The sequence below is a fragment of the Providencia sp. PROV182 genome (assembly GCF_028480325.1).
GTDB lineage: Bacteria > Pseudomonadota > Gammaproteobacteria > Enterobacterales > Enterobacteriaceae > Providencia > Providencia hangzhouensis.
In genome coordinates, this window is the sequence record NZ_JAMPOL010000012.1 from 1 (window position 1) to 22,790 (window position 22,790).

Below are 22,790 nucleotides of genomic sequence, written 5' to 3' on the forward strand. Positions count from 1 at the left end.
GACACTCACTTATTCGTTTTCTGCTTAGTTATGACCCCTAACTATTTAGGGTATCTATTATAAAATAGGTTTGCATCACCTAATTAGTTGCCTTATTATTTTTATGTAAACCTTTGGGAGATGGCATTCCTCCTTATATAAAACCGCCCGTAGAGGGCTGATGATGCCTACGTTAACCTTTTCATTTGATGGGGTACGTAGGTATTATGTGCCCTAATTTAGGGCATAAATGATCTATACTCGTCATACTTCAAGTTACATGGGTGTTGACTGCACTGCGCTAGCCGAATCACATACTTGTGTATGCTCATCGGACTATCTTCGTTTGTCGCCTACATGTAACTCGAATTATTTAGAGTATAACTGGGAGACTTTCCTTTCATTTATCCCGCCAGACATTAAAGGAAGTTTCTATGTATGCCTCATTATTTGCAATTGCGATTGGTTCAGTGCTTGGCGGATGGCTAAGATGGTTTGTTAGCCTAAGACTCAATCACCTTTACCCAAATATTCCTCTAGGTACCGTTGCGGTCAATTTGGTTGGCGGCTTTGTCATTGGTTTTGCCATTTCGTACTTTGCCAATGCAAATATTAGCCCTGCCTATAAATTATTCATTGTGACTGGCTTCTGCGGCGCATTTACCACCTTTTCGACCTTTTCACTCGAAGTGTTGGTGCTAATCCAAGAAGGTAAATTGGGTTTCGCTATTAGCACCATTGCTATCCACGTAATTGGTGCCTTAATATTTACCTTGCTTGGTATGTTATGCCATCATTGGCTGACACAGGGATAATTTATTTATTCGCTAATAAATGATGCGCAGTGGCTTCATCGGTCACTAAACCTGTTACCCAACCGCCATTCATAACGGCTTGAATGGCTTTTGTTTTGTGCACACCACCCGCAAATGCGATCACAGGCTTATTTGGGGAAGGGAACAGTGGGACACTGGTGTGTGTGTCATCCAAAGCCGTAGAAAGTCGCTCACCGTTAGCTTGAATAAAATGCCCCAATAGCTCTGCGGCGACACCTTTTTCTAACAACATTTCCAATTGTTCATCCGTGACGAAACCTTCAGAATTGAGTGGGCATCCTTTGCCGACTTCGCCAATACCAATAAAGGTAATATCTGCATTCAAGGCTTTTTCCGTGACTTCCTTATACACGCGATGTTGGCACCACATTGCTTTATCTTCTGGGCTATCAGCATAAAGTGGTGCAGGTAGAATATAGTGTCGGCATTGTAATTTTTCTGCAAAACGTAATGGAATATCATAACGTGTTGCTGAGCTGTCACGGGCAATAGCACCTATTAATGAAACACATTGGTGCTGAGAGGTTTCTAGGTAAGGAAGAGCGTCAATAATACTGCGTAATGTTCTGCCTGAACCGATACCAATAACTTGAGGTTTATCGGGTTCGATTAATTGCTCCATGAGCTCAGCACCTGCCACTGAAATCATGTCGAGTGTCGCTTCTGTATCTAGTTGCCCTGACGGGACGACAAAGCAATGTGTTAGGTGATACTTTTGCTGGATTTCATTAGCGAGTCTTAAACACTCCGTAATCGGGTGCGTGATTTGCACCTGAACCATACCTTGTTCTTTTGCTAATGAAATAAGGCGTTGGGCGACTTGTCTTGATAGCCCAAGTTCATGCGCAATTTCCTGTTGTGTTTTGCCTGCCACAAAATATAGCCATGCCGCACGTGCAGCTTGTTCCATTTTTTTTAATTCTTTCTGCATGAACATTCTCCTGCTGGTTTCGCTTATTGTAATTCTGGGCAATTGTTTATTAAAAGGGCAAAAGTCAATACTGTGAGCATTATCGCAGTAATTGTGATCAGATTGAAACTAAAATATAACAAACGGGCATATGCCCAAAAAAATAGCAATTATTTAATTTTAGGGTAAGGAGTCACAATGCTAAAGCAGAAATCAGTGTGGATGCACATCGGTGCTGGGTCATTTCATCGTGCTCACCAAGCGTGGTATTTGCACCGCTTGTGTCAACAAGGGGATGATAGTTGGTCAATTGCCTTAGGGAATATTCGCAATGATGCGAATGCATTGCTTGATAACTTAACCAAGCAAAATGGGGAATATACCCTTGAAACAGTTTCACCTGAAGGTGAGCGTCATTATGAAAAAATTACTTCAGTGTGCAAAGTATTGCATTGGGATGAGAATTTAAGCCAGTTAGTGGAACAAGGTTGTGATAAAGCAACACGTGTTATTGCTTTTACAGTCACAGAAGCGGGCTATTATTTAACCCCACAGCATGAGTTAGATGCAGAACAGCCAGACATTAAAGCGGATTTAACGGGCAAAATGAGCACGATATATGGTGCATTAACACAAATTTTACGTGCACGTTTAGCGGCTCATGGTGAACCTGTGACCTTGTTAAATTGTGATAATTTGCGCCACAATGGCGAACGCTTTAGACACGGCTTTTTATCGTTTTTACAATTAAAAGGTGAAACTGAGCTGTACCAATGGGTGAAAGAAAATACGCGTTCGCCGAATACCATGGTTGATAGGATCACGCCTCGCCCAACCCCAGATGTGGCTGAACGTGTAAAACAGCATACTGGTTGGGATGATAAAGCACCTGTTATGGGAGAGGCATTCATTCAGTGGGTGATTGAAGATGACTTTATTAATGGACGTCCTGCATTAGAAAATGTCGATGTAGAAATGGTTGAGTCCGTTTTACCTTGGGAAGAAGCGAAGATTCGTATTCTGAATGCAAGCCACAGTTGCATTGCTTGGGCAGGCACCTTAATCGGTTTGAGCTTTATTGATGAAAGCACCCGCCAATCTGCTATCAAACAAATGGCATGGAATTATGTGACACAAGATGTGATCCCGTCATTATCGCCGAGTCCTCTCGATTTAGAACAATACCGTGATGTGGTACTCGCACGCTTTAGTAATCCTTATATTCAGGATACTAACCAACGTGTAGCCGCAGATGGCTTATCAAAAATACCTGGTTTTATTACGCCAACACTCCAAGAATGCTATCAGCGTCAGCAGATTCCGGCTGCGACGGCTGTGCTGCCCGCTTTATTTTTCGTATTTTTACAGCGCTGGGCTCGTGGTGAATTACCTTATGAATATCAGGATGGTGTGTTGGATGTGGCACTATATCAAAAAATGATGAATAGCAGTGACGCATTGTCGCAATTTGTCTCAAGTGAAATGTTGTTCGGCTCACTCGCTCATTCTACTGAATTCCACGAATTGATGAGCAACACGGTTGAAAAAGTTGAAAATTGGCTCAAGTCACCTCAACAACCTCTGTAAGGAGAAAGGCGATGTACCTCGGAATTGACCTAGGCACTTCAGAACTTAAGGCCGTATTAATTAATGCTCAGGGCGAAATTGTTGCCTCAAGTCACATGGCATTAACAGTACAAAGGCCACATTCTCAATGGGCAGAACAATCACCAGATAGTTGGTGGGAAGCCACTAACGCGGTTGCGGCTACCTTGCGCCAAAAAGCCCCAGAAGCATGGGCAGCGGTGAAAGCGATTGGTTTATCGGGCCAAATGCACGGCGCAGTATTATTAAACAGCGAACACCAAGTACTTCGTGACTGTATCTTATGGAATGACACCCGCAGTGCGAAGGAATGTGAATGGTTAATGGCAAATCACCCTGAGTTTCTAACGATTGGTGCTAATTTAGTGATGCCAGGTTTCACGGCGCCCAAGTTATTGTGGGTCGCACGCCATGAACCAGAAATATTCAAACAAGTTGCTAAGGTATTGCTTCCTAAAGATTATTTACGTTGGAAAATGACTGGTCAATTTACCAGTGATATGTCTGATGCGTCGGGCACATTATGGCTAGATGTGGCTAAGCGTGATTGGTCTGATGAACTATTGGCTGCAACTAATTTAACTCGTGAACAAATGCCTTCTTTAGTTGAAGGCGCTGAAAAAAGCGGTGTGTTACGGGCGGATTTAGCTTCCCAATGGGGGCTCAGCGCCGATGTAATTATCGCTGGTGGAGGCGGTGATAATGCGGCTTCTGCTGTTGGTGTTGGTGCGGTTAATGACGGAGATGCTCTAATTTCTTTGGGCACCTCTGGCGTCATTTTTGTGGTTAATAATCAGCTACAAGCAGCACCACACCAAGGCGTCCATGCATTTGCTCATGCATTGCCAAATCGTTGGCACCAAATGAGTGTGATGTTAAGTGCTGCCAACTGTTTGCGTTGGCTTTGCCAGCTTCTTTCCACAACGGAAAACCAGCTAATGGATGAAGTGGGGCAATTGACCGATGACGAGAAGAAGCAAGCGCCAGTATTTTTGCCTTACCTATCAGGGGAAAGAACACCCCATAATGACCCTTACGCAATGGGCTCATTCTTTGCGTTAAAAAATGAAACAACGCGTGCTCAGCTTGGTTATGCGGTGATTGAAGGAGTGACCTTCGCTCTGGCGGATGGCATGCAGGTTTTAACGCAAACGGGAACGCAAATTAGCCAGTGTAGCTTAACAGGGGGAGGAGCACGAAGTCCTGTTTGGGCGCAGCTTATTGCTGATGTTATCGATATACCGATTGTGACTCACCCGGCGAGTTCGTCGGGGGCTTTAGGTGCGGCTCGTTTGGCATGGCTGGCGGACGGCGGTAATACAGAAACCGTGTGCCAAAAACCAGAAGTGCTGAGTACCTATTTACCACAAAAACAGTGCCAAACTTGGTTAAATCAACGGCTTGATGTTTTCCGTTTATTATACCAACAGCAAAAACAAGCAAGGGAATTATTGCCGCAGTAGGCGAGTGTGGCGGTGTTTCCCTACATATCACCGCCACGGTTATCTCTTCGCGATTGATTAAAATAACAAAATTAAAATGAGGAAACTGCAATGGAACAGAAGCAGTATTGGCTTGGTCTACCTAAGCATTTGTTCTGGGGTTTTATTGCCATCGCTATCTTTATGAGTGGTGATGGCTTTGAAATGGCTTTTTTATCAAAACATATTACTGATTTAGGGTTTACACCGGCGCAATCCGCGATGGTATTTACTGTCTATGGTTTAATGGCAGCCGTTGCGGCGTGGGCATCTGGTGTTGTGGCTGAAATTATCACCCCCCTAAAAGCCATGATGATCGGGTTTATTCTCTGGATTGTCATGCATGCCTTATTTATGGCATTTGGTCTCGGTATGAAAAGCTATACCTTGATGCTGTTATTCTATGGTATTCGTGGGCTGGCTTATCCATTGTTTATTTATTCATTTATGATGATGCTGGTGCAAGTCATCCCTCGAGCGCATCTTGCTGCGGCTACGGGTTGGTTCTGGGCGATGTACTCGGTAGGTATTGGTGTTATCGGCAGTTATCTGCCTAGTTTTTCAATCCCAATGATGGGTGAAACAGGAACATTATGGATGGCCATCGGTTGGGTCGCTATTGGTGGCGCAATTGCTTATTTTAGCCTACGTAACATTCCAGTTGATCGCTCCAAAGTTAATTTACCCATGAAAGATAAAATGGCTGAATTGTCGCGGGCTGCCACCATTTTATTTACCAACAAAGACATCTTTATGGCAAGTTTAATCCGCATTATCAACACTATTTCGTTGTTTGGTTTTGCAATCATCATGCCATTACTCTTTGTTGACCGCTTAGGGTTCACCATCTCTGAATGGTTACAGATTTGGGCGGTTTTCTTCTTTGTCACTATTTTTACGAATATTTTTTGGGGAATTGTTGGTGAACATATTGGTTGGATCCGCCAAGTTAGGTGGTTTGGGTGCCTAGGTATGGCAATATCCAGCTTAATGTTTTATTACTTACCGGTTTATTTTGGTCATAATTTTGCCATCGCATTAATACCCGCCATTTTATTAGGTATTTTTGTGGCTGCATTTGTTCCAATGACGGCGGTATTCCCAAGTATTGAGCCACACCATAAAGGTGCTGCGGTCTCAATTTATAACCTTTCAGCGGGGCTGAGTAATTTTGCTGCACCGGCAATAGCCAGTTTAGTATTGCCTTTCTTTGATATTGTGGGTGTTGTTTGGGCATATACAGGTTTGTATATCTTTGCAGGAATACTGACATTCTTTATTAAAGTGCCACAACCCGGCTTTGAAAATAATCGCAAAATAAAACCAGCTAAGGTAGCGGCTGAACAACAAACTAGTCATTAAATTACTTTATCTATTACTCATTAAACCCTGTAGGTAGTGAATTATCTATGGGGTTTTTCTTTGTTTAAATAAACTTTATTGCCAAAACAAACTAAATTGGAGATGAAGGGATATCATCCTTTTCAACAGCAATATAAAGAGAAACGGTTTAAAAATAAAATAAAGTAGAATATTTCCTATAAATAGAAATATTGGTCATATTTATAAGGTGATTTTTCATCTTATTACGATATTTATTGAAAATACAGCCATGGACAATAGAATATAATTTCATAGATTAAAAAATAAACTATAGTTGATTTGTTTGTAAATAATAAGTTAAATGACATAAAATATTAGCTTATAAACCTGCATTTAGAGAATATTAAGGTGCTTGACCCCTTTCAATGTTATATCTGACTATTTAGTTCACTGCATACCTTTATTCCAAGCTGTTTAAATCCTGTTTGGCTCTCTATACATCTGAATTTTCGGTGTTATGATGAATTTTGTTGCAATTTCGTGTATTTGTAGCGAAATACTCTCTATATTGGTGTTTTGTTGCGCCAAATAAAATTTATAATCTAACCTTAATTAAAATTAATAGTTTTCAATACCAAAAAATAATCTAATAAAAAAAGATAAGTGCGGGGAAAAAGTTATGTCACAGATGTTAGCTCTGTTTCTGATAGTGGGGATATTATATATTGGGGATGCTATAGCCGTTAGAACTAAGGCTTGGATTCCCTCCGTATTTGTATGCGCAGTGCTCTTTCTTTTAGGTTATTGGACTATTTTCCCAAAAGATATTGTGAGTATTGCCGGTATTCCTCAAGTCGTTGCGGTTACCTTAATGTATTTGTTAATTACAAATATGGGAACCTTATTATCGTTAAAAGAATTGTTGCGCCAATGGAAAACTATTCTTATCTCCTTAGCTGGGATTTTAGGCATTATTTTCTTGACCTTTATTGTCGGTATTGCCTTATTTGATTTAAATACTGTATTAGTTGCAGTTCCTCCGTTAGTTGGTGGAATCGTTTCTTCGCTAATTATGTCAAAAGGTGCTGCTGAGGCAGGTTTAGTTGACCTTTCGGTTTTCGCTATTTTAATTTACGTTATGCAGGGGTTTGCAGGTTATCCACTCACTGCCGTGATGTTAAAAAAAGAAGGGCGTCGAGTTCTAGAAAAATATCGCAATGGCCAATGGCAAGAAACATTATCTGTTGATGGCGCAAAAGATGTTGAAGTTAAAGCAGTGGTATCTGAAGATGAAATGCCACGTATGTTCAAGAAAATCCCTAACCACTATAACACCAGCTATTTTAAATTCTTACGCTTAGCTGCGGTAGGGTATTTGGCTTATTTAGCCTCATCTTTTGCAGCCCCTTATGTGAGTATTAGCCCATTTGTATTGTGTTTATTATTTGGTGTTATTGCCTCTTCGTTAGGTTTCTTAGAAAGACAACCATTACAAAAAGCCAATGGTTTTGGGTTCGCCATTATGGCCTTAATGTTATTTATCTTCGATACATTAAACCATGCGACTCCTGATATGTTATTGCGTCTAGTTTATCCGATGGTGGTGTTAATTAGTGCAGCGGTTATTGGAATGTACCTTGCATCATGGGTGGTTGGTAAAATATTAGGCGTTACCAAAGAAATGGCATTTGCTGTTGCTCTAACGGCTTTATATGGTTTCCCTGCTGACTACATCATTACTAACGAAGCGATCAACGCATTAACGAAAGATGAAAAAGAACGCCAAGTATTAACTAGCCATATGTTAGGGCCGATGCTAGTTGGTGGCTTTATTTCTGTGACCATGGTTTCTGTTGTATTAGCAGGTATTATGGTGGCTTATATTGTTCCAATTGCAGGGTAAAAAATAATGGAAACAAGTACTTCAAGAATTCAGCGTCATTTAGAACAGTTAGCAGAATACACTGCAACACCGGGGCAGGGCACTACTCGGATGAGCTATAGCGAACAAGATAAACAAGCGCGTGATTACCTAAAACAAGAAATGCGCGCTTTAGGATTACAAGTTCGAGAAGATGCTATTGGTAATATTTATGGGCGCTTAGAAGGCCAGCAACCTGATTTGCCTGCGGTGATTGTGGGGTCTCATTTTGACTCTGTTCCTCATGGTGGGGCATTTGATGGCCCGGCAGGGATTGTTACAGGTTTGGATGTCGTAGCGCGTATTCGTGAACAAAACTTAACTCCGAAATATCCCTTAGAAGTCATTGCCTTGGTTGAAGAAGAAGGGACCAGTTTTGGCCGGGGTTTGATGGCTTCAAGTGTGATAACGGGTTTGATTGGTACAAAAGAATTATACCAACTCAAAGATAGGCAGGGTGTAAGTGCGGCGCAGCGTATGGCAGAGGCAGGGTTCAATGCTGATCATGCATCACAAGCTGTGCTCGACCCTAAAAAGGTCAAAGCATTTTTAGAATTACACATCGAACAAGGCCCGGTGTTAGAACAGGCAAATGAAGATATAGGGATCGTAGAAACTATCGTAGGTATCAGTCAGTTAGAGATTAAACTGACAGGTAAAGCAGGCCATGCAGGTACTACGCCGATGAATATGCGAGCCGATGCATTAGTGTGTGCAAGCCAAATTATTAGTCATATTCCTGAACTAGCAAAGGCGGCAGGGGATAATACGGTTGCGACCGTAGGCCGGTTATCAGTATTACCTAATGGGGCGAATGTCATCCCAAGCGAAGTCACTTTTAGCGTCGATATTCGCTCTAAAAATGACATTTCGTTACGTAAAGTGATTGAACAAATAATCGAATTAACAGAACAGGTTAGCAATTCGTTAGCGATTTCAAGCGATATTGTTCAGCCGTTATATGTTCAGCCAACGGAGCTCAATAGTGATATTCATCAACTAATGCAACAACATGCCAGCGACCAAAACTTACGTTTTCGTTCAATGGTCAGTGGCGCGGGGCATGACACTATGATTTTTGCAGGCATAACTCAAACGGGACTGATATTTGTGCCAAGTCGTAATGGGTTAAGCCATCACCCAGATGAATGGACGGATTATGCACAAATCGCGCGAGGAGCAGATGTGATGTTTGCTACCGTTAAGTCATTAATAGAATGTTAATTAATAAGTGAGCCAGATTCAGTATCTGGTTGAGCAATAGGGTAAAAGGTAGAAAAATGATTAATAAAACAATTACAGCCGCAATCAAAAAATATACACCTGAAATGATTGCTTTTCGTCGAGATCTACACGCTCACCCTGAGCTACCGTTTGAAGAAGTACGCACCACGCAACGTATTGCTGAAGAATTAGACAAAATCGGAATCGAGTATCGGCTAACCGAGCCTACCGGTGTTATTGCGGAAATTAAAGGCGGTAAGCCAGGTAAAACAGTTGCTCTGCGTGCAGATATAGACGCATTACCAGTTTTGGAGTTGAATGATTCATTAGAATATAAATCGACTATTGAAGGCAAAATGCACGCTTGTGGTCATGATGCGCATACGGCAATGCTATTAACGGCAGCCAAAGCATTGTATGAGGTGCGAGAAGAATTAGCCGGCAATGTGCGTTTAATTTTCCAACCTGCAGAAGAGATTGCTCAAGGCGCATTAGCCATGATCAAACAAGGCGCAATCGAAAATGTGGATAACGTTTTTGGTATGCATATTTGGACAACCACACCATCAGGAAAAGTATCTTGTAATGTGGGTGGGTCTTTTGCTTCTGCTGATTTACTGAAAGTCACTTTTAAAGGCCGTGGTGGTCATGGTTCTATGCCAGAAGCAACTATTGATGCAGCAGTTGTTGCTTCAGCATTTGTCATGAATTTACAAGCGATTGTGTCCCGAGAAACCTCATCTTTAGACTCAGCCGTGGTCACGATAGGTAAAATGGATGTCGGGACACGCTTCAATGTTATTGCAGAAAATGCAGTATTGGATGGTACGGTACGTTGTTTTGATATCGAAACTCGTAACCGCATCGAAGCTGCGATCCGCCGTTATGCCGAGCACACTGCGGCTATTTATGGGGCGACTGTACAGGTTGATTATATCTATGGGACATTACCGGTTATCAATGAGGAGCGCAGTGCGCTACTGGCTCAATCAGTCATTTCACAAGCTTTTGGTGAGCAAGCTCTGATTAACGAAAGACCAACACCGGGTGGTGAAGATTTCAGCTTCTACATTGAAAACATCCCGGGGTGCTTTGCTCTGTTAGGCACAGGAAATGCCGAAAAGGACACTCAATGGGCACATCATCATGGTTGTTTTAATATTGATGAAGACACGATGGCGACAGGTGCTGAACTTCATGCCCAGTATGCGTGGAGTTATTTACAGCAACAGGAGTTTTAATTGAGTATGTTAATGCTATTAGGGCTAGTTATTTTACCAATACCGGGGTTACCACTAACCCTACTGCCTATTTGTTTTGGTTATTAAGATCCGTTAAGAGTACGAATAGCGGCCATATATTTGGCTGCTATTCGTTGTGATGAATAAAAATAGCTTCTCTTAAGCGCTGTTGTTGTTCAAAACGTTGTTCTTGGTTGATTTGTGGGTCATGGGATAGCTGCATCAGCATTTCATTCATCTTATGAACTGAATTTTCATCAATCAATTGGTTTACTTTTTCAACAATTTCATCATAGTAGGACATAACACAGGCTCCAATTAATATTCACTAAAGCTATAATAACGCAAAATCTATTGGGCTAGATAGGCGATTAATTTTGTTTATCGATCACCATAACTGCCATTGTATTCGGTTCTAAGGCTCGCATTATATGTGGCTCATCTCCGGGGTAGTGAATATAGTCCCCAACTTGTAGCTCAACAGGGTTATCCAATGGGCCGACTAACGCTCTGCCAGACATAATAATGATGTGCTCGCTGACGCCATGCATATGAGGTTCTGAAATACGATCACGACCGGGCTGGGCAACCACAGTATAAATATCACGTCGCGAATCTGCGGGAGCTGATGAGAGTAAAAAGGCCAAATAATTCGCGTGTTCGGCACTGACCGGTATCGCCTCTCCATGGCGGATCACTGTGACAGCTTCTTGCTTTTCTTCAATTAGCCGTGCGAAAGGAATATCCAACGCCACACAAAGAGCCCATAAGGTTTCAATACTTGGGTTACCACTACCTGATTCCAATTGAGAAAGTGTAGATTTAGCGATACCCGCTTTGCGAGATAGCTCTGATAGGGATAGCCCGCTTTTTTGTCTTTCACGAACAAGGGCTTTTGAAATCAACTCAATGGGAGGTGAAGGTAGATTCAATTTTAATTTTCCTATTTAGATTGCACTTTATACTATCTATCGACATAATGAACAAACGTATTATATATCGAACGGCCTAGGAATGCTAACTTCAATAAGCTCAAAGCTAAATCATAGCACAGTGAAAAATATAGCTCTTGTCTGTTTTGCTGACTTAATTGTTGGCATTTCTTATGGTGCATTGGCGCTTTCACAGGAATTTGACTGGTGGATACCAGTGACTTTATCTATTTTAGTGCTCGCAGGGGCGTCCGAGTTTTTGTTTATCGGCGTGATTTTTGCTGGTGGAAGTCCGCTTTCTGCTGCACTCGCGGGGTTATTAGTCAATTCACGACATATCCCCTTTAGTTTTGCAACGAGTGATTTAACGGGGAAGGGAGCAAAGTCGCTATTGGGCTATCATATTATGAATGATGAGAGTGTTGTATTTGGCTTAGCTCAAGAAACTGAATCAGAAAAACGTGCGGCTTTTTGGTTGTGTGGGATAGGTATTCTATTGTGTTGGCCAATTGGTGTTGTGATAGGTGAGGTATTGGGCAGCTTTATTAATGATACTCATATATATGGTATGGATGCGATGTTCCCTGCGATTATTTTAGCGCTTTCATTGCCCGCGTTATCGGATAAACGCCTGCGGTTAACCGCCGTTATCGGTGCCGTTATCGCTGTTGCAACGACACCGATACTACCAGCGGGGATCCCTGTATTACTGGCATTATTGAGCTTGGTTGTTTATATAAGGAAATAATAGTGACAAATAACCCGTGGTTAATTATTAGCGGAATACTGTTGTTGGCGGTTGGTACTTATTTAATGCGAGCATCAGGGGCTTTGCTACGCGGTCGAGTAGTCCTTTCGGAGAATAGCAAAGTATTATTTTCAGCAGCAGCCATTGTTATTTTATTTTCAGTTGCGGCAACGTCTACGTTATTTTCAGGTGATGAAGTTTCGGATTGGCCTAAAATTGTAGGGGTATTAGTGGCAGGTGTACTGACTTGGTTTAAAAAACCATTTATTATCATTGTGTTGTCAGCAGCGGTTGTTACTGCGTTACTTAGGTTCATTTGATTAGTGGCTAATTTACTTAGTGCTTAAATTGAATAGCAATTAATTTAAATTGTGTTACTTGCAATAGCGTGTATTTATGTAAGTTATATAAGCCAACAGATAAAAAAGTGGCCCCGATTCGCAGAAGACTGGGGCCACAGAAACTTACTCAGTTAGATCTTTTATTGTTTCAGAAGAGCCATTTTTTTGGACAGAGGCAATCCCTTTAAGCGCAGATTGCTTAGATGCATACATTTCACTTTTTGCAATCACTTCGTGATTCGCTGCTTTTAAAACGAAATAGTAAGGCTGAGCAACGTCTTTAGTGGATTTTTTTAATTCAAAATACCCCATGATAAGCTCCTGATTTTCTATTTAAGGGATGTCAAACAAAGTGTTAATAAATTACAGTTATTAACAATCTGCTTGAATTAAGAGTAGTCGCTATTAGGTGTTATTACTAGAGAGGAAGGTCCAATTCAGAGAAACTTTTTTAAAAAAAAGCCTCTGGTATACAGAGGCAATCGTAGGATATATATACTCGTCATAATTCAAGTTACAGCGTTGTTGACGGAATTCATTCGTCGCCTAACTGCACCATGAGTTATTTAGAGTGTAGAACTCTTTATTGTCTGGATAAGATATCGGCTTTTATTGATAGGTGCTATCTGGTTGTACTTATCAATATAAAAGGTTTTGCCGATAACTTAATTAATTTTTATTGATACCATTATTACTGTGTAGCTGGGACACGAATTGGCTCTGGTGTTGGCATGGCATTCATTGGTTTAAATTCAGGGACTTCCATCACTGTAACTTTGACAATATAGCGTTTGCCATCTTCAATTTTGGGCGCATTATTGGCCAGCTTTTTTGCAGTTTCATTTGGTGTCATCGTTTGTTCCGCAACGCTATATACCATATTGTGATGATTACTCATGTGCTGACGAGGCATTTTGTGGTTAACGCCATTTGCTGCTGCGGTAAAGCCGACGGTTAATAATGCTAAAGCTAATAAACCGGTATTTAATTTTTTCATTTCAGTATCCTCTGTATTGGTGATGGGCAAATCATTCATCAATTCATATTGTCTCGCAATCGCTTTTACCTCCCCTGACGGAAGCTCCATAATTACTGCACTTTTTATTCAAGCTTGAACCATAATTTATATAAAACAGTGGCTTATTAGACGGTAATTTACATTTTTAGACTACTTGTGCTAATACAAATTTCAGTGCTGGAGACATCAAAGGGGATAGTCTAGGATGGTAAGTTAGGTTCAACAAAATTCTAACAAAGTGAGTGTGTATGTCAGATAAAAAAATTCCCCTTTCTTTACTCGACCTTGTGCCAATCATTCAGGGTTCGACGGCGAAAGAGGCCTTTGCTCATTCCCTTGATATTGCTCAATTAGCAGAAAAACTCGGTTACCACCGCTATTGGCTTGCGGAACACCATAATATGACTGGGATTGCTAGCGCGGCGACTTCGGTGTTAATAGGCTATCTTGCCGCAAATACTCACAATTTACGTTTAGGTTCTGGTGGCGTTATGTTGCCGAATCATTCCCCGTTGGTGATCGCAGAGCAATTTGGCACACTAAACACACTTTACCCTGAACGTATTGATTTAGGCATAGGGCGTGCTCCTGGAAGTGATCAGCGAACGATGCAAGCTTTACGCCGCCATATGAATACGGATATCGATAATTTCCCGCAAGATGTTGCGCAAATTATTAATTGGTTTGATGCTATAAACCCAGACCCAGCAGTGCGTCCAGTGCCAGGCTTTGGTGAAAAAATTCCGGTTTGGTTGTTAGGTTCAAGTTTATACAGTGCAAGGTTAGCCGCGCAAATGGGGCTTCCTTTTGCTTTTGCTTCTCATTTTGCCCCTGATTTATTATTACAGGCGTTGGAAGTTTATCGTGCTAATTTCCAGCCATCTCAGAGACTCTCTAAGCCGTATGCGATGGTTTGTATCAATATCATTGCCGCGGATACTCAACGTGAAGCAGAGTTTTTATTTACGTCGATGCAGCAAGCCTTTGTTATGTTACGTCGTGGTCAACCTTCTCAATTGCCTGCACCTGTTGAGAGTATGGAAAATATTTGGTCACCCGCTGAAAAATTTGGTGTTCAACAAGCATTAGGCATGTCATTGGTAGGGGATAAAACCAAGGTACGTCATGGGTTGGATACGATATTACGGCAAACTCAAGCGGATGAAATTATGGTAAATGGCCAAATTTTTGATCATCAAGCTCGTTTATACTCTTTTGAGTTGGCGATGCAGGTAATGAACGAAATCATGTAATTTAAATAGCTGGATGATTAACACGTGTGCAAGGACGCATTTTTCAGATTTGGCTCAAAAAAGAGATAACCCAGAAAAATCTGGGTCATTGACGGCTAGCACGCTATTTGTGGTTGATGAGGCTCTAAAGGGGGTAAACCATGAGCAGCACGTGCTCTATCGCACGCCTCATTGTAAATACCATCTTGCCAAGATTGTTCAAACTCGCGGCAAGGTGTAGGCCTTTGTGTGTATATCGAACATGACACGCATTCTCCAATGGTGCCCTCTAAAGCGCTACAACGCGTATTATGTTTTTGGTTTGTTCCCTGCATACAACTCATAAATGGGGTTATTTGCTCAGTTAAATGTTGTGGTACAACACCACCCCCACTTTCAGCCTCAGCCCAATAAAAAGAGACACGAAAATAGGCACAACATGCACCGCAGCTTACACAAGGGTTATCTGAAGGATCAGTTTTTAGGATATGGACATTATTAGTCATATTAAAAAACCATAAATGATGTTGATAAAATACCCATAGAAAATGGGTTGACGCAACACAAGCAGGAAGCTCAAGAAAACGTTGCTCAGGCTTTATTATCTTACGTTATTCCAGTTTATTGCAATATTATTCAGCACAAAAAACTGATTTTTTTGATATTCCCCAAGGTAAATAAATTTCACATACTTATCATAATCATAAAAAAACCTGCCAGAAGGCAGGTTTCGTTTGAATCATAATGATAAATTAAACATGTTTTAAATCAGCGTCATCATTTTGATTGAATATTGCTTTATCTGTTTCACCCATCAACTGGCTAGTCACTGTGCCTGCTGTCATTGAACCACTGACATTCAATGCAGTACGACCCATATCAATTAATGGCTCAACTGAAATTAACAGAGCAACTAATGTAACTGGTAAGCCCATCGCTGGTAGTACAATTAACGCGGCGAAAGTTGCACCGCCACCAACACCCGCGACACCTGCGGAACTGATAGTCACGATACCGACTAATGTCGCAATCCACAGCGGGTCGAATGGATTAATACCCATTGTCGGTGCGACCATCACGGCTAACATTGCAGGGTAAATACCCGCACAACCATTTTGCCCAATTGTTGCTCCGAACGATGCAGAGAAGCTAGCAATCGATTCAGGAATACCGAAACGACGTGTTTGTGTTTCAATATTTAGTGGAATACTTGCAGCACTTGAACGGCTAGTGAATGCAAATGTCAGAACCGGGCCCGCTTTCTTAAAGAATTTAATAGGGTTTAAGCCAGTCGTCGCCACTAAAATACCATGTACAACAAACATAATGCCTAACGCAACATAGGACGCAATAACAAAAGTGCCTAGGTTGATGATGTCATGCAAGTTTGAACTTGCTACGACTTTAATCATCAGCGCCATCACACCATATGGCGTTAAACGCATGACCAAGCGAACTAATTTCATTGCCCAAGCTTGCATAACATCAATCGCTGCTAAGGCTTTTTCACCACGCTCTTTATCATCTTTAAACAGTTGCAGTGCGGCAACACCTAAGAAAGCAGCAAAAATAACGACACTAATAATTGACGTTGGGTTTGCACCAGTTAAATCTGCAAATGGATTTTTTGGAATAAACGATAAGATTAGCTGAGGCACGGTTAAGTCAGAAACTTTCCCAATATAGTTGCTTTCTATTGCTGATAAACGTGCTGTTTCGGATTGACCTTGCACTAAACCTTCGGCAGTCAGGCCGAATAAATTGGCAATTAAAATACCAACTAACGCCGCAATAGCTGTGGTAAATAACAAGGTGCCAATTGTTAAAAAGCTAATTTTACCTAGCGAAGAAGCTTTATGTAGCCTTGCCACTGCACTTAGTATTGAAGCAAATACCAATGGCATAATCACCATTTGTAATAGCTGCACATAACCATTTCCGACAATATTAAACCACAGAATGGAGTCTTTTACCGTTTGGTGGCCACTACCATACACGAGGTGCAGTACTACCCCATAGGCAACACCGAAAACCAGACCGACTAACACTTTTTTAGATAGGCTCCAGCCTTTAGCCCCTAGTTTTGCCAACAGTATTAGTAGTGCTACAAAGCCGAGCACATTAATAATTAGAGGAATATTCATTCCGAACTCCAAATCATATTTTTATAAGGTATGTTACTTGCCCTTTAGTCCTTATTGGTTATAAGGATTTAGTTGCTTCAAACAACTGGTTATATGTTATCAGTTGATAAAACACATTTCTTATATCAAAAAGTAATAATATAGTATTATTCATACTTACATTATATTACAAAACTATAATTTATGTGGGGAGATATGTATCTATTTGATTATGAATGTATTTTAAGATCACATCAACATGGCTATAAAAATCAAATTGATAACCTACAGGTAACAAGCAGGCACAAACAGTCAAAAAAATGGCAACAAAGCGTTCTCCACGTTGGCTATTTTTACCGCGGATCATGGGAAAACAAAAACGTTGAGGGAGTGGCCATAGGAATGGTACTCCTGAAGGGGTGAGCATGTCAGCGACTAGATGACTGATATAACCTAATAAAAAAGCTTGGATAATATCATTTGGAATTGCCCATTCGGTTGGTATCCATTGATAACAAGAAATCATCAAAAGTAACCATGCAACTAAGCTATGAGTAAACCCCCGGTGCCCACACAATTTGGAAATGGGTAATGAAAAAATCCGTAGTAGTCGACCAGGAATTGAAGAGGGGTGGTCAATATCGGGCAATAATGCGCCTAATAAGGCCCCTGGAACCATGTGCAGCCAATCACCATGAGCAATCTCTGGGGTGATTTGAAGTTTATGAGCCATTATTAAAGAGGCGACGGAAAAAAGCAGATGCCCTTCAGCTGTCATGGTGGATAAAATACCATCTGTTTATCTATACAGTTGATTGGCAGTATAAAGTGTTTGAAAAGAATATGATAGTGGTAGAAAGATAAAAAAACTCTTATTTATTAGCAAATAAGGGAAGTATTTTATAATTTAACACAATACCCCTACCTAAATTAGATAGGGGAGAACACTTATTAGACACTCAAGGTATTCTTAACGTAAATGTTCAGCCTTTAAGTCATTCAGTGAGGCTAATTTGATATCCGCTAAACCAAAGCGCGGGTCATTAAAATGCTTGCTGTCAGGCACCACAATTGAACGCATTCTGGCGGCTTTTGCAGAAATCATACCGTTAAATGAATCTTCTAATGAAACGCAATTGACGGGTTTAGTCGATAACTCAGCTGCTGCTTTAAGATAAACTTCAGGATGAGGTTTACTCAAGGGTAAATCAGATGCGGAAATAACCGCGGAGAAATAATCACGAATATCCAGAAGGTTTAATACTTTTTCTAACATGTACAAAGGAGAGGCGGAAGCCAGCGCAATTTTTAAATCCATTGAACGGCAAAGTTCCATAGCATGTTGCACACCCGGTAGAATAGGGCGAGTTTCTTCAACTAAGCCAACAACACGGTCAATGATGCGTTGTGTGGCTTCTTCTTGGCTGCATCCTTGCCAAGGGGAAGCGTGGTACCAAAGCTCCACCACATGGTCAATACGTAAACCCAAGGTATCAGGCAGGGTATCCGCAATTGAAACGTCAACACCCAATTGTGAAAAAATCTCAAGTTCAGCCTGTGCCCAAAAAGGTTCCGAGTCGATCAGTAAACCATCCATATCAAAAATGACCGATTGGATGGGAAGATTATGGTACATGTCAAAACTCCATTCATGTCGTATTTATTAACGAAGAAGTCATGATATCAGTAAACTGACTTTAAGCGTATTACTTGAAATCAGTATTAGTCTAATATTGAGGAATATTCGGACAGTATGAAGTAAAAGTATAATGGTAATGAATAGCCTCACTATTTTGATTAGTCTGAAAGTCTATATATTATTATTAATCGTGAATTGAAATTTGGAGGCAATGAATATTTTCAGCTATGATTAGCGTTGAATAATCATTGTAAAAATTTATCAAAAATCATAACGCTGAGGAAAAGCAGTAATGAATTACCATAATGCCAATTATGTCGCAATCGGCAAACGTATTCTGGGTTGGGTTGTTTTTCTGTTAGCATTAATTTCGACATTGGCGTCTTTAATTAAACTGGCAGGCATGAAGGGGCTCGCAGGAGAAGGGATTAATGCAGTCGCTAATGATTTTATTAAATTAATGGCGGAAATGACCCGTCAAAGTACACCATTCCTAAATTTCTTTTGGAATAACTCACCAGTACCTCAAGTCGCTAATGGGTTTTCCGGCAGTAATATCAGCTTTATCATCATCTTTATTTTTATTTTTGTTGGGCTCGCGTTAAGTGCATCAGGTTTGCGCATGTACCGGCAAATTAAGTTTATTCGTGAAAGCCTAGAAGATCACGTAATCATAGAAAAAGCAAAAGGGATAGACATCTCAAAAGAAGAGCTTGAAGCTAAGGTGACTATTCCTCGTCATACGATATTCACTCAATTTTTTCTTCTTTATTTTTGGCCAATTGTATTGGGGCTAGCGTTGTATTTTCTTCTATGTTTCCTTAATTGGTAATTTTCGAATTTTCGTCATACTTCGCGTTATGAGGGTGTTGGCTGCGTTTAGCTACTCGGGTCACATACTTGTGTATGCTCCCCGAGATATCTGCACTTGCCGCCTACTCATAATGCGAATTATATAGAAAATTAATTATTCGTCGTACTCCATGCTATGAGAGTGTTGGCTTCTTTCGGCTATTTGGGTCACATACTTGTGTATTCTCCCCAAACTATCCTCAATTGCCGCCTTGCTACAGCTCGAATTATTTAGAAAATTAATTATTCGTCGTACTCCATACTATGAGGGTGTTGGCTGCGTTTAGCTTCTCGGGTCACATACTTGTGTATGCTCCCCAAACTATCCTCAATCGCCGCCTTGCCACAGTTCGAATTATTTAGAAAATTAATTATTTGTCGTGCTAAATGCTAAAAAACAGGAGCTTATTTTTCGTTGAGTAGATTATCAATAATCGTGCGTGCTTGCTGGTAGCTTTGTTCGTTACCAAAGATATGGGCTTGGTTAAGTAAATAGTAAAGTTGGTATATTGGTTGTCTATCTAAAAAGCCATTAGGGAGCGGCCAAACACTTTGGTAGCCATCAATAATTTGGATCGGAAGATCTTGATATAATGGCAACATCGCAATATCACACTCCCTATCACCCCAATAACATGCGGGGTCATATAGCACACCTTCAAGATTTTGAGTGATAGCACAGTTAGCTGGCCATAAGTCACCATGTAATAAAGAGGGTTGTGGCTGATGCCCAGCAAGTTTCTCTTTAACAATATCGACAATTTGCTGAATATCCGCAAATACCATTCCTTTTTCGGACGCGAGTTGTAATTGCAAGCCAATACGCTTTTCTGCAAAAAATGAATTCCAACGCTTTTCCCAGCCATTAGGTTGCACAATTGTGCTTAGCATAGTATCAAAATCAAACCCGTAACTAGGCTGCTCTTCCCATTGATGTAAACGCGCTAATTGTTGGCCAAAATGCCATGCATTGGTGTTGTCGAAAGGCTTAAGAGGGAAGTATTCGAGCAGAAGGAAACTGTGGTGCTTATTACTACCAACACCGTAAACCTTAGGAACGGTTATCGTTTGGCTTTTAGCGAGCATTTCAAGTTGCTCAGCCTCTTGTTTAAATAAAGGCAAAAACTCACGCCGATTTTGTTTAATGAACACGGTGTGTTCGCCATAGTCAATTCTTAACGTATGGTGAATATCACCACCAGACAGAATGACTTTGTTACGTAGCTCCGCCTCACCTAAGTGTTCACTTAATAAACGACACATTGCTTGCCACATGACTCACCTCGCTCTGCTTTGGTCTTCATTAATACAATACTATAGCGACAGTTTAGGAATTAACAGTGATAATTGTTTAAAAAGAAGAAGCTATCACGAAATTATTGAACAATTATCAGACAATAAACACAAACCTGTTCTGCTTTAAATTTAGCCTATTTCTATCTAAATGAGAATGTTCAGATAATACGGTATGAGTTCAAGATCTTGACGCCATTTGCTAGTGATTTCAGGTAAACTGCAAAGAATACTTTCATACTCAAGGGGTGCTATGAACATGGATTTTCAAAAACCGCGCTGGTTAAGAGACTTACTGCGATTTATTCCACTGAAAAGTCAGTTTGTTCTATTTGGCAATGTTCGAGACCTACAAGCCAGCGAAATTGCGCCTAGGGTAGTGACACCACTGCCGTTTAACCAAGCACTCTTTAATAACTTGTTTCAGGCAGGGTATGCCTATGTTATTACCTATACACCACTGATTGGTTTTCAATGCGTGGCGAGCCCCACAGAAAACTCGCAAGCGAGTGCCACATTGATGCAAAACTTAGGTTTGCATATGGCTGATGATAAAGCTGCTGGTGGTATTGATATGTTGAATCATTTGCTGGAAAAATTTATTAACTATAAGCAGCAGCCAATTGCATTATGTATTGATTTCGCCTCTTGCTTGATTTCCCATCGCGATAACCTGACTCCCGCTGAGCACAGCTTATTTACTCGGGCTCTGGTGGTTTCTCACCAAGCAAAAACGCGACCAGCAGGGGAAAATAACCAGCCGTTCTACAATTCTATTTTTTGGATTGTGGAGAAAGAAACCGATTTACCTGATTGGTTTTTAGTTAATAACCCACGAGTGAGAGCCATTCCTGTTGCGAAGCCTGACAGCCAAGTTCGTCGGGTTCTTACGCCAATGTTGTTAGCTTCATTATCTGATGTTAATAGCATAGAACAAGCGGATAAAGACAGCTTATTTAATGACTTTATTGATGAAACAGAAGGACTCTTGTTACTGGACTTAACGGCGATAGTGCAGCTCGCACGGATTGAAAATGTCCCTGTGACACGTATTAGTGATGCGGTACGACGTTATAAAGTAGGCATAACGGAAGACCCTTGGAAAAAAATTGATAAGCAGAAAATACATAACGCCCCAGAGATTATTTCTCGCCGAGTTAAAGGACAACAACATGCCGTCACTCATTTATTGGACATTATTAAACGTGCAATGACCGGAGTGGGGGGGCATAAAGGTGGGCGACCTCGAGGCGTTTTGTTTCTAGCGGGGCCAACGGGTGTCGGGAAAACGGAACTGGCGAAAACGGTCACTCAATTGCTATTTGGTGATGAAAGTGCGTATATCCGCTTTGATATGTCTGAATTTAGTGCAGAACATGCAGACCAACGTTTAATTGGCGCTCCTCCTGGCTATGTCGGTTATGATTCTGGTGGTGAATTGACGAATGCCATTCGTGAAAAGCCGTTTAGTGTGGTGTTGTTTGATGAGATAGAAAAAGCACACCCTCATTTAATGGATAAATTTCTACAAATTATTGATGATGGTGTATTGACCTCAGGACGTGGTGATCGCGTTTATTTTTCAGAGTCGTTGATTATTTTTACGTCAAATCTTGGCATTTATCGTTTGGATGCAAATGGTGAGCGGGTAGCGAATGTCCAGCCGAGTGAGCCTTTCGAAACGGTGACGCGTAACGTGAAAAGTGAAATCGAACGTCACTTTAAATTAGTGTTAAATAGACCAGAGCTGCTCAACCGAATTGGGGAAAACATTATTGTTTTTGATTTTATTCGCCCCGATGTGGCACAACAAATATTCGAACAAATGGTGGGAAATATTCTTTCTGGTTTGGAAAAGCAATCACTGACTATTTCAATTTCACCACAAGCCAAAGAAACGTTAAAACAACATTGCTTAGCTGATTTATCTAATGGCGGTCGAGGTATACGTAACCAATTAGAAAGCTATTTAATTAACCCATTATCTCGCGCTGTTTTCGACCAAGATTTACAACCTAATTCGGCTTATCAAATTGTCGAAATTGCCACAGGTGAAACAACGCAAATCACGTTAGCAGCGATGAGTAATTGA

Annotated in this window: 22 protein-coding genes and 1 riboswitch; of the genes, 12 read left to right on the forward strand and 10 right to left on the reverse strand. The window is 40.9% G+C overall.

Annotated features, from left to right (window positions below):
* Positions 1–107 precede the first annotated feature (107 nt).
* Positions 108–177: riboswitch (Fluoride riboswitch) on the forward strand.
* A 236-nt stretch (positions 178–413) separates the two neighbouring features.
* Complete coding sequence (gene crcB, locus PR834_RS10560; RefSeq protein WP_004263566.1) at positions 414–794, forward strand: fluoride efflux transporter CrcB; 381 nt, start codon at positions 414–416, stop codon at positions 792–794.
* Between the two features lies 1 nt (position 795).
* Here the strand turns inward: crcB and PR834_RS10565 are convergent, their stop codons facing one another.
* Positions 796–1,746 carry a sugar-binding transcriptional regulator gene (locus PR834_RS10565; protein ID WP_094961245.1) on the reverse strand — a complete coding sequence of 317 codons (951 nt, stop codon included), beginning with the start codon at positions 1,744–1,746 and terminating at the stop codon, positions 796–798.
* 177 nt (positions 1,747–1,923) lie between these two features.
* On the opposite strand from PR834_RS10565, the gene dalD reads away from it, so the two are divergent.
* The 6 genes from dalD to PR834_RS10595 all read left to right on the forward strand — a co-directional run bounded on the left by dalD (position 1,924) and on the right by PR834_RS10595 (position 10,520).
* Entirely contained in the window at positions 1,924–3,312 is a 1,389-nt protein-coding gene (dalD, locus tag PR834_RS10570) for a D-arabinitol 4-dehydrogenase (RefSeq protein WP_272536637.1), read from the forward strand.
* A gap of 11 nt (positions 3,313–3,323) precedes the next feature.
* Positions 3,324–4,793 (forward strand): xylulokinase, encoded by a 1,470-nt coding sequence (gene xylB, locus PR834_RS10575; RefSeq protein ID WP_004263576.1) that lies wholly within the window; start codon positions 3,324–3,326, stop codon positions 4,791–4,793.
* A 90-nt stretch (positions 4,794–4,883) separates the two neighbouring features.
* Positions 4,884–6,173 carry an MFS transporter gene (locus tag PR834_RS10580; protein WP_004263579.1) on the forward strand — a complete coding sequence of 430 codons (1,290 nt, stop codon included), beginning with the start codon at positions 4,884–4,886 and terminating at the stop codon, positions 6,171–6,173.
* Between the two features lie 640 nt (positions 6,174–6,813).
* The gene (locus PR834_RS10585) at positions 6,814–8,037 is read left to right on the forward strand and encodes a hypothetical protein (RefSeq protein ID WP_004263585.1); all 1,224 of its coding nucleotides are present in this window, start codon (positions 6,814–6,816) and stop codon (positions 8,035–8,037) included.
* Between the two features lie 6 nt (positions 8,038–8,043).
* On the forward strand, positions 8,044–9,279 hold the full coding sequence (locus PR834_RS10590; RefSeq protein ID WP_272536638.1) for a Zn-dependent hydrolase: 1,236 nt from the start codon (positions 8,044–8,046) through the stop codon (positions 9,277–9,279).
* A 56-nt stretch (positions 9,280–9,335) separates the two neighbouring features.
* Entirely contained in the window at positions 9,336–10,520 is a 1,185-nt protein-coding gene (locus PR834_RS10595; RefSeq protein WP_272536639.1) for an amidohydrolase, read from the forward strand.
* Between the two features lie 127 nt (positions 10,521–10,647).
* Here the strand turns inward: PR834_RS10595 and PR834_RS10600 are convergent, their stop codons facing one another.
* Positions 10,648–10,824 carry a DUF2526 family protein gene (locus tag PR834_RS10600; protein ID WP_196724778.1) on the reverse strand — a complete coding sequence of 59 codons (177 nt, stop codon included), beginning with the start codon at positions 10,822–10,824 and terminating at the stop codon, positions 10,648–10,650.
* Positions 10,825–10,891: 67 nt separating this feature from the next.
* Positions 10,892–11,452 (reverse strand): helix-turn-helix domain-containing protein, encoded by a 561-nt coding sequence (locus PR834_RS10605; protein WP_144140111.1) that lies wholly within the window; start codon positions 11,450–11,452, stop codon positions 10,892–10,894.
* Between the two features lie 82 nt (positions 11,453–11,534).
* On the opposite strand from PR834_RS10605, the gene PR834_RS10610 reads away from it, so the two are divergent.
* Together PR834_RS10610 and PR834_RS10615 are read left to right on the forward strand one after the other, a co-directional pair.
* Positions 11,535–12,200, forward strand: a complete 666-nt coding sequence (locus PR834_RS10610; RefSeq protein ID WP_272536640.1) for an AzlC family ABC transporter permease — start codon at positions 11,535–11,537, stop codon at positions 12,198–12,200.
* Between the two features lie 2 nt (positions 12,201–12,202).
* Positions 12,203–12,520, forward strand: a complete 318-nt coding sequence (locus PR834_RS10615) for an AzlD domain-containing protein (RefSeq protein WP_172767286.1) — start codon at positions 12,203–12,205, stop codon at positions 12,518–12,520.
* 144 nt (positions 12,521–12,664) lie between these two features.
* On the opposite strand, the gene PR834_RS10620 is transcribed toward PR834_RS10615, so the two are convergent.
* Positions 12,665–12,853 carry a YegP family protein gene (locus PR834_RS10620; protein WP_004263611.1) on the reverse strand — a complete coding sequence of 63 codons (189 nt, stop codon included), beginning with the start codon at positions 12,851–12,853 and terminating at the stop codon, positions 12,665–12,667.
* A gap of 379 nt (positions 12,854–13,232) precedes the next feature.
* A complete protein-coding gene (locus PR834_RS10625) occupies positions 13,233–13,628 on the reverse strand; it encodes a hypothetical protein (protein WP_272536641.1) in 396 nt (131 codons plus the stop codon).
* 179 nt (positions 13,629–13,807) lie between these two features.
* On the opposite strand from PR834_RS10625, the gene PR834_RS10630 reads away from it, so the two are divergent.
* A complete protein-coding gene (locus PR834_RS10630; protein WP_272536642.1) occupies positions 13,808–14,812 on the forward strand; it encodes a luciferase-like monooxygenase in 1,005 nt (334 codons plus the stop codon).
* 95 nt (positions 14,813–14,907) lie between these two features.
* On the opposite strand, the gene PR834_RS10635 is transcribed toward PR834_RS10630, so the two are convergent.
* The 4 genes from PR834_RS10635 to hxpB form a co-directional block, all read right to left on the reverse strand.
* Positions 14,908–15,297, reverse strand: a complete 390-nt coding sequence (locus tag PR834_RS10635; RefSeq protein WP_094961737.1) for a YkgJ family cysteine cluster protein — start codon at positions 15,295–15,297, stop codon at positions 14,908–14,910.
* 246 nt (positions 15,298–15,543) lie between these two features.
* Positions 15,544–16,935 (reverse strand): L-cystine transporter, encoded by a 1,392-nt coding sequence (locus tag PR834_RS10640; RefSeq protein WP_004263624.1) that lies wholly within the window; start codon positions 16,933–16,935, stop codon positions 15,544–15,546.
* A 181-nt stretch (positions 16,936–17,116) separates the two neighbouring features.
* Positions 17,117–17,692 carry a metal-dependent hydrolase gene (locus tag PR834_RS10645; protein WP_272536643.1) on the reverse strand — a complete coding sequence of 192 codons (576 nt, stop codon included), beginning with the start codon at positions 17,690–17,692 and terminating at the stop codon, positions 17,117–17,119.
* A gap of 192 nt (positions 17,693–17,884) precedes the next feature.
* Positions 17,885–18,550 (reverse strand): hexitol phosphatase HxpB, encoded by a 666-nt coding sequence (gene hxpB / locus PR834_RS10650; RefSeq protein WP_004263628.1) that lies wholly within the window; start codon positions 18,548–18,550, stop codon positions 17,885–17,887.
* Positions 18,551–18,845: 295 nt separating this feature from the next.
* Here hxpB and PR834_RS10655 point away from each other — a divergent pair, with 295 nt between their 5' ends.
* On the forward strand, positions 18,846–19,385 hold the full coding sequence (locus tag PR834_RS10655; protein WP_110591598.1) for a YniB family protein: 540 nt from the start codon (positions 18,846–18,848) through the stop codon (positions 19,383–19,385).
* A gap of 425 nt (positions 19,386–19,810) precedes the next feature.
* Here the strand turns inward: PR834_RS10655 and PR834_RS10660 are convergent, their stop codons facing one another.
* A complete protein-coding gene (locus tag PR834_RS10660) occupies positions 19,811–20,680 on the reverse strand; it encodes a fructosamine kinase family protein (protein ID WP_004263637.1) in 870 nt (289 codons plus the stop codon).
* Positions 20,681–20,957: 277 nt separating this feature from the next.
* Here PR834_RS10660 and PR834_RS10665 point away from each other — a divergent pair, with 277 nt between their 5' ends.
* Positions 20,958–22,790, forward strand: coding sequence for an AAA family ATPase (locus PR834_RS10665; RefSeq protein ID WP_036958655.1), 1,833 nt, complete (start codon positions 20,958–20,960; stop codon positions 22,788–22,790).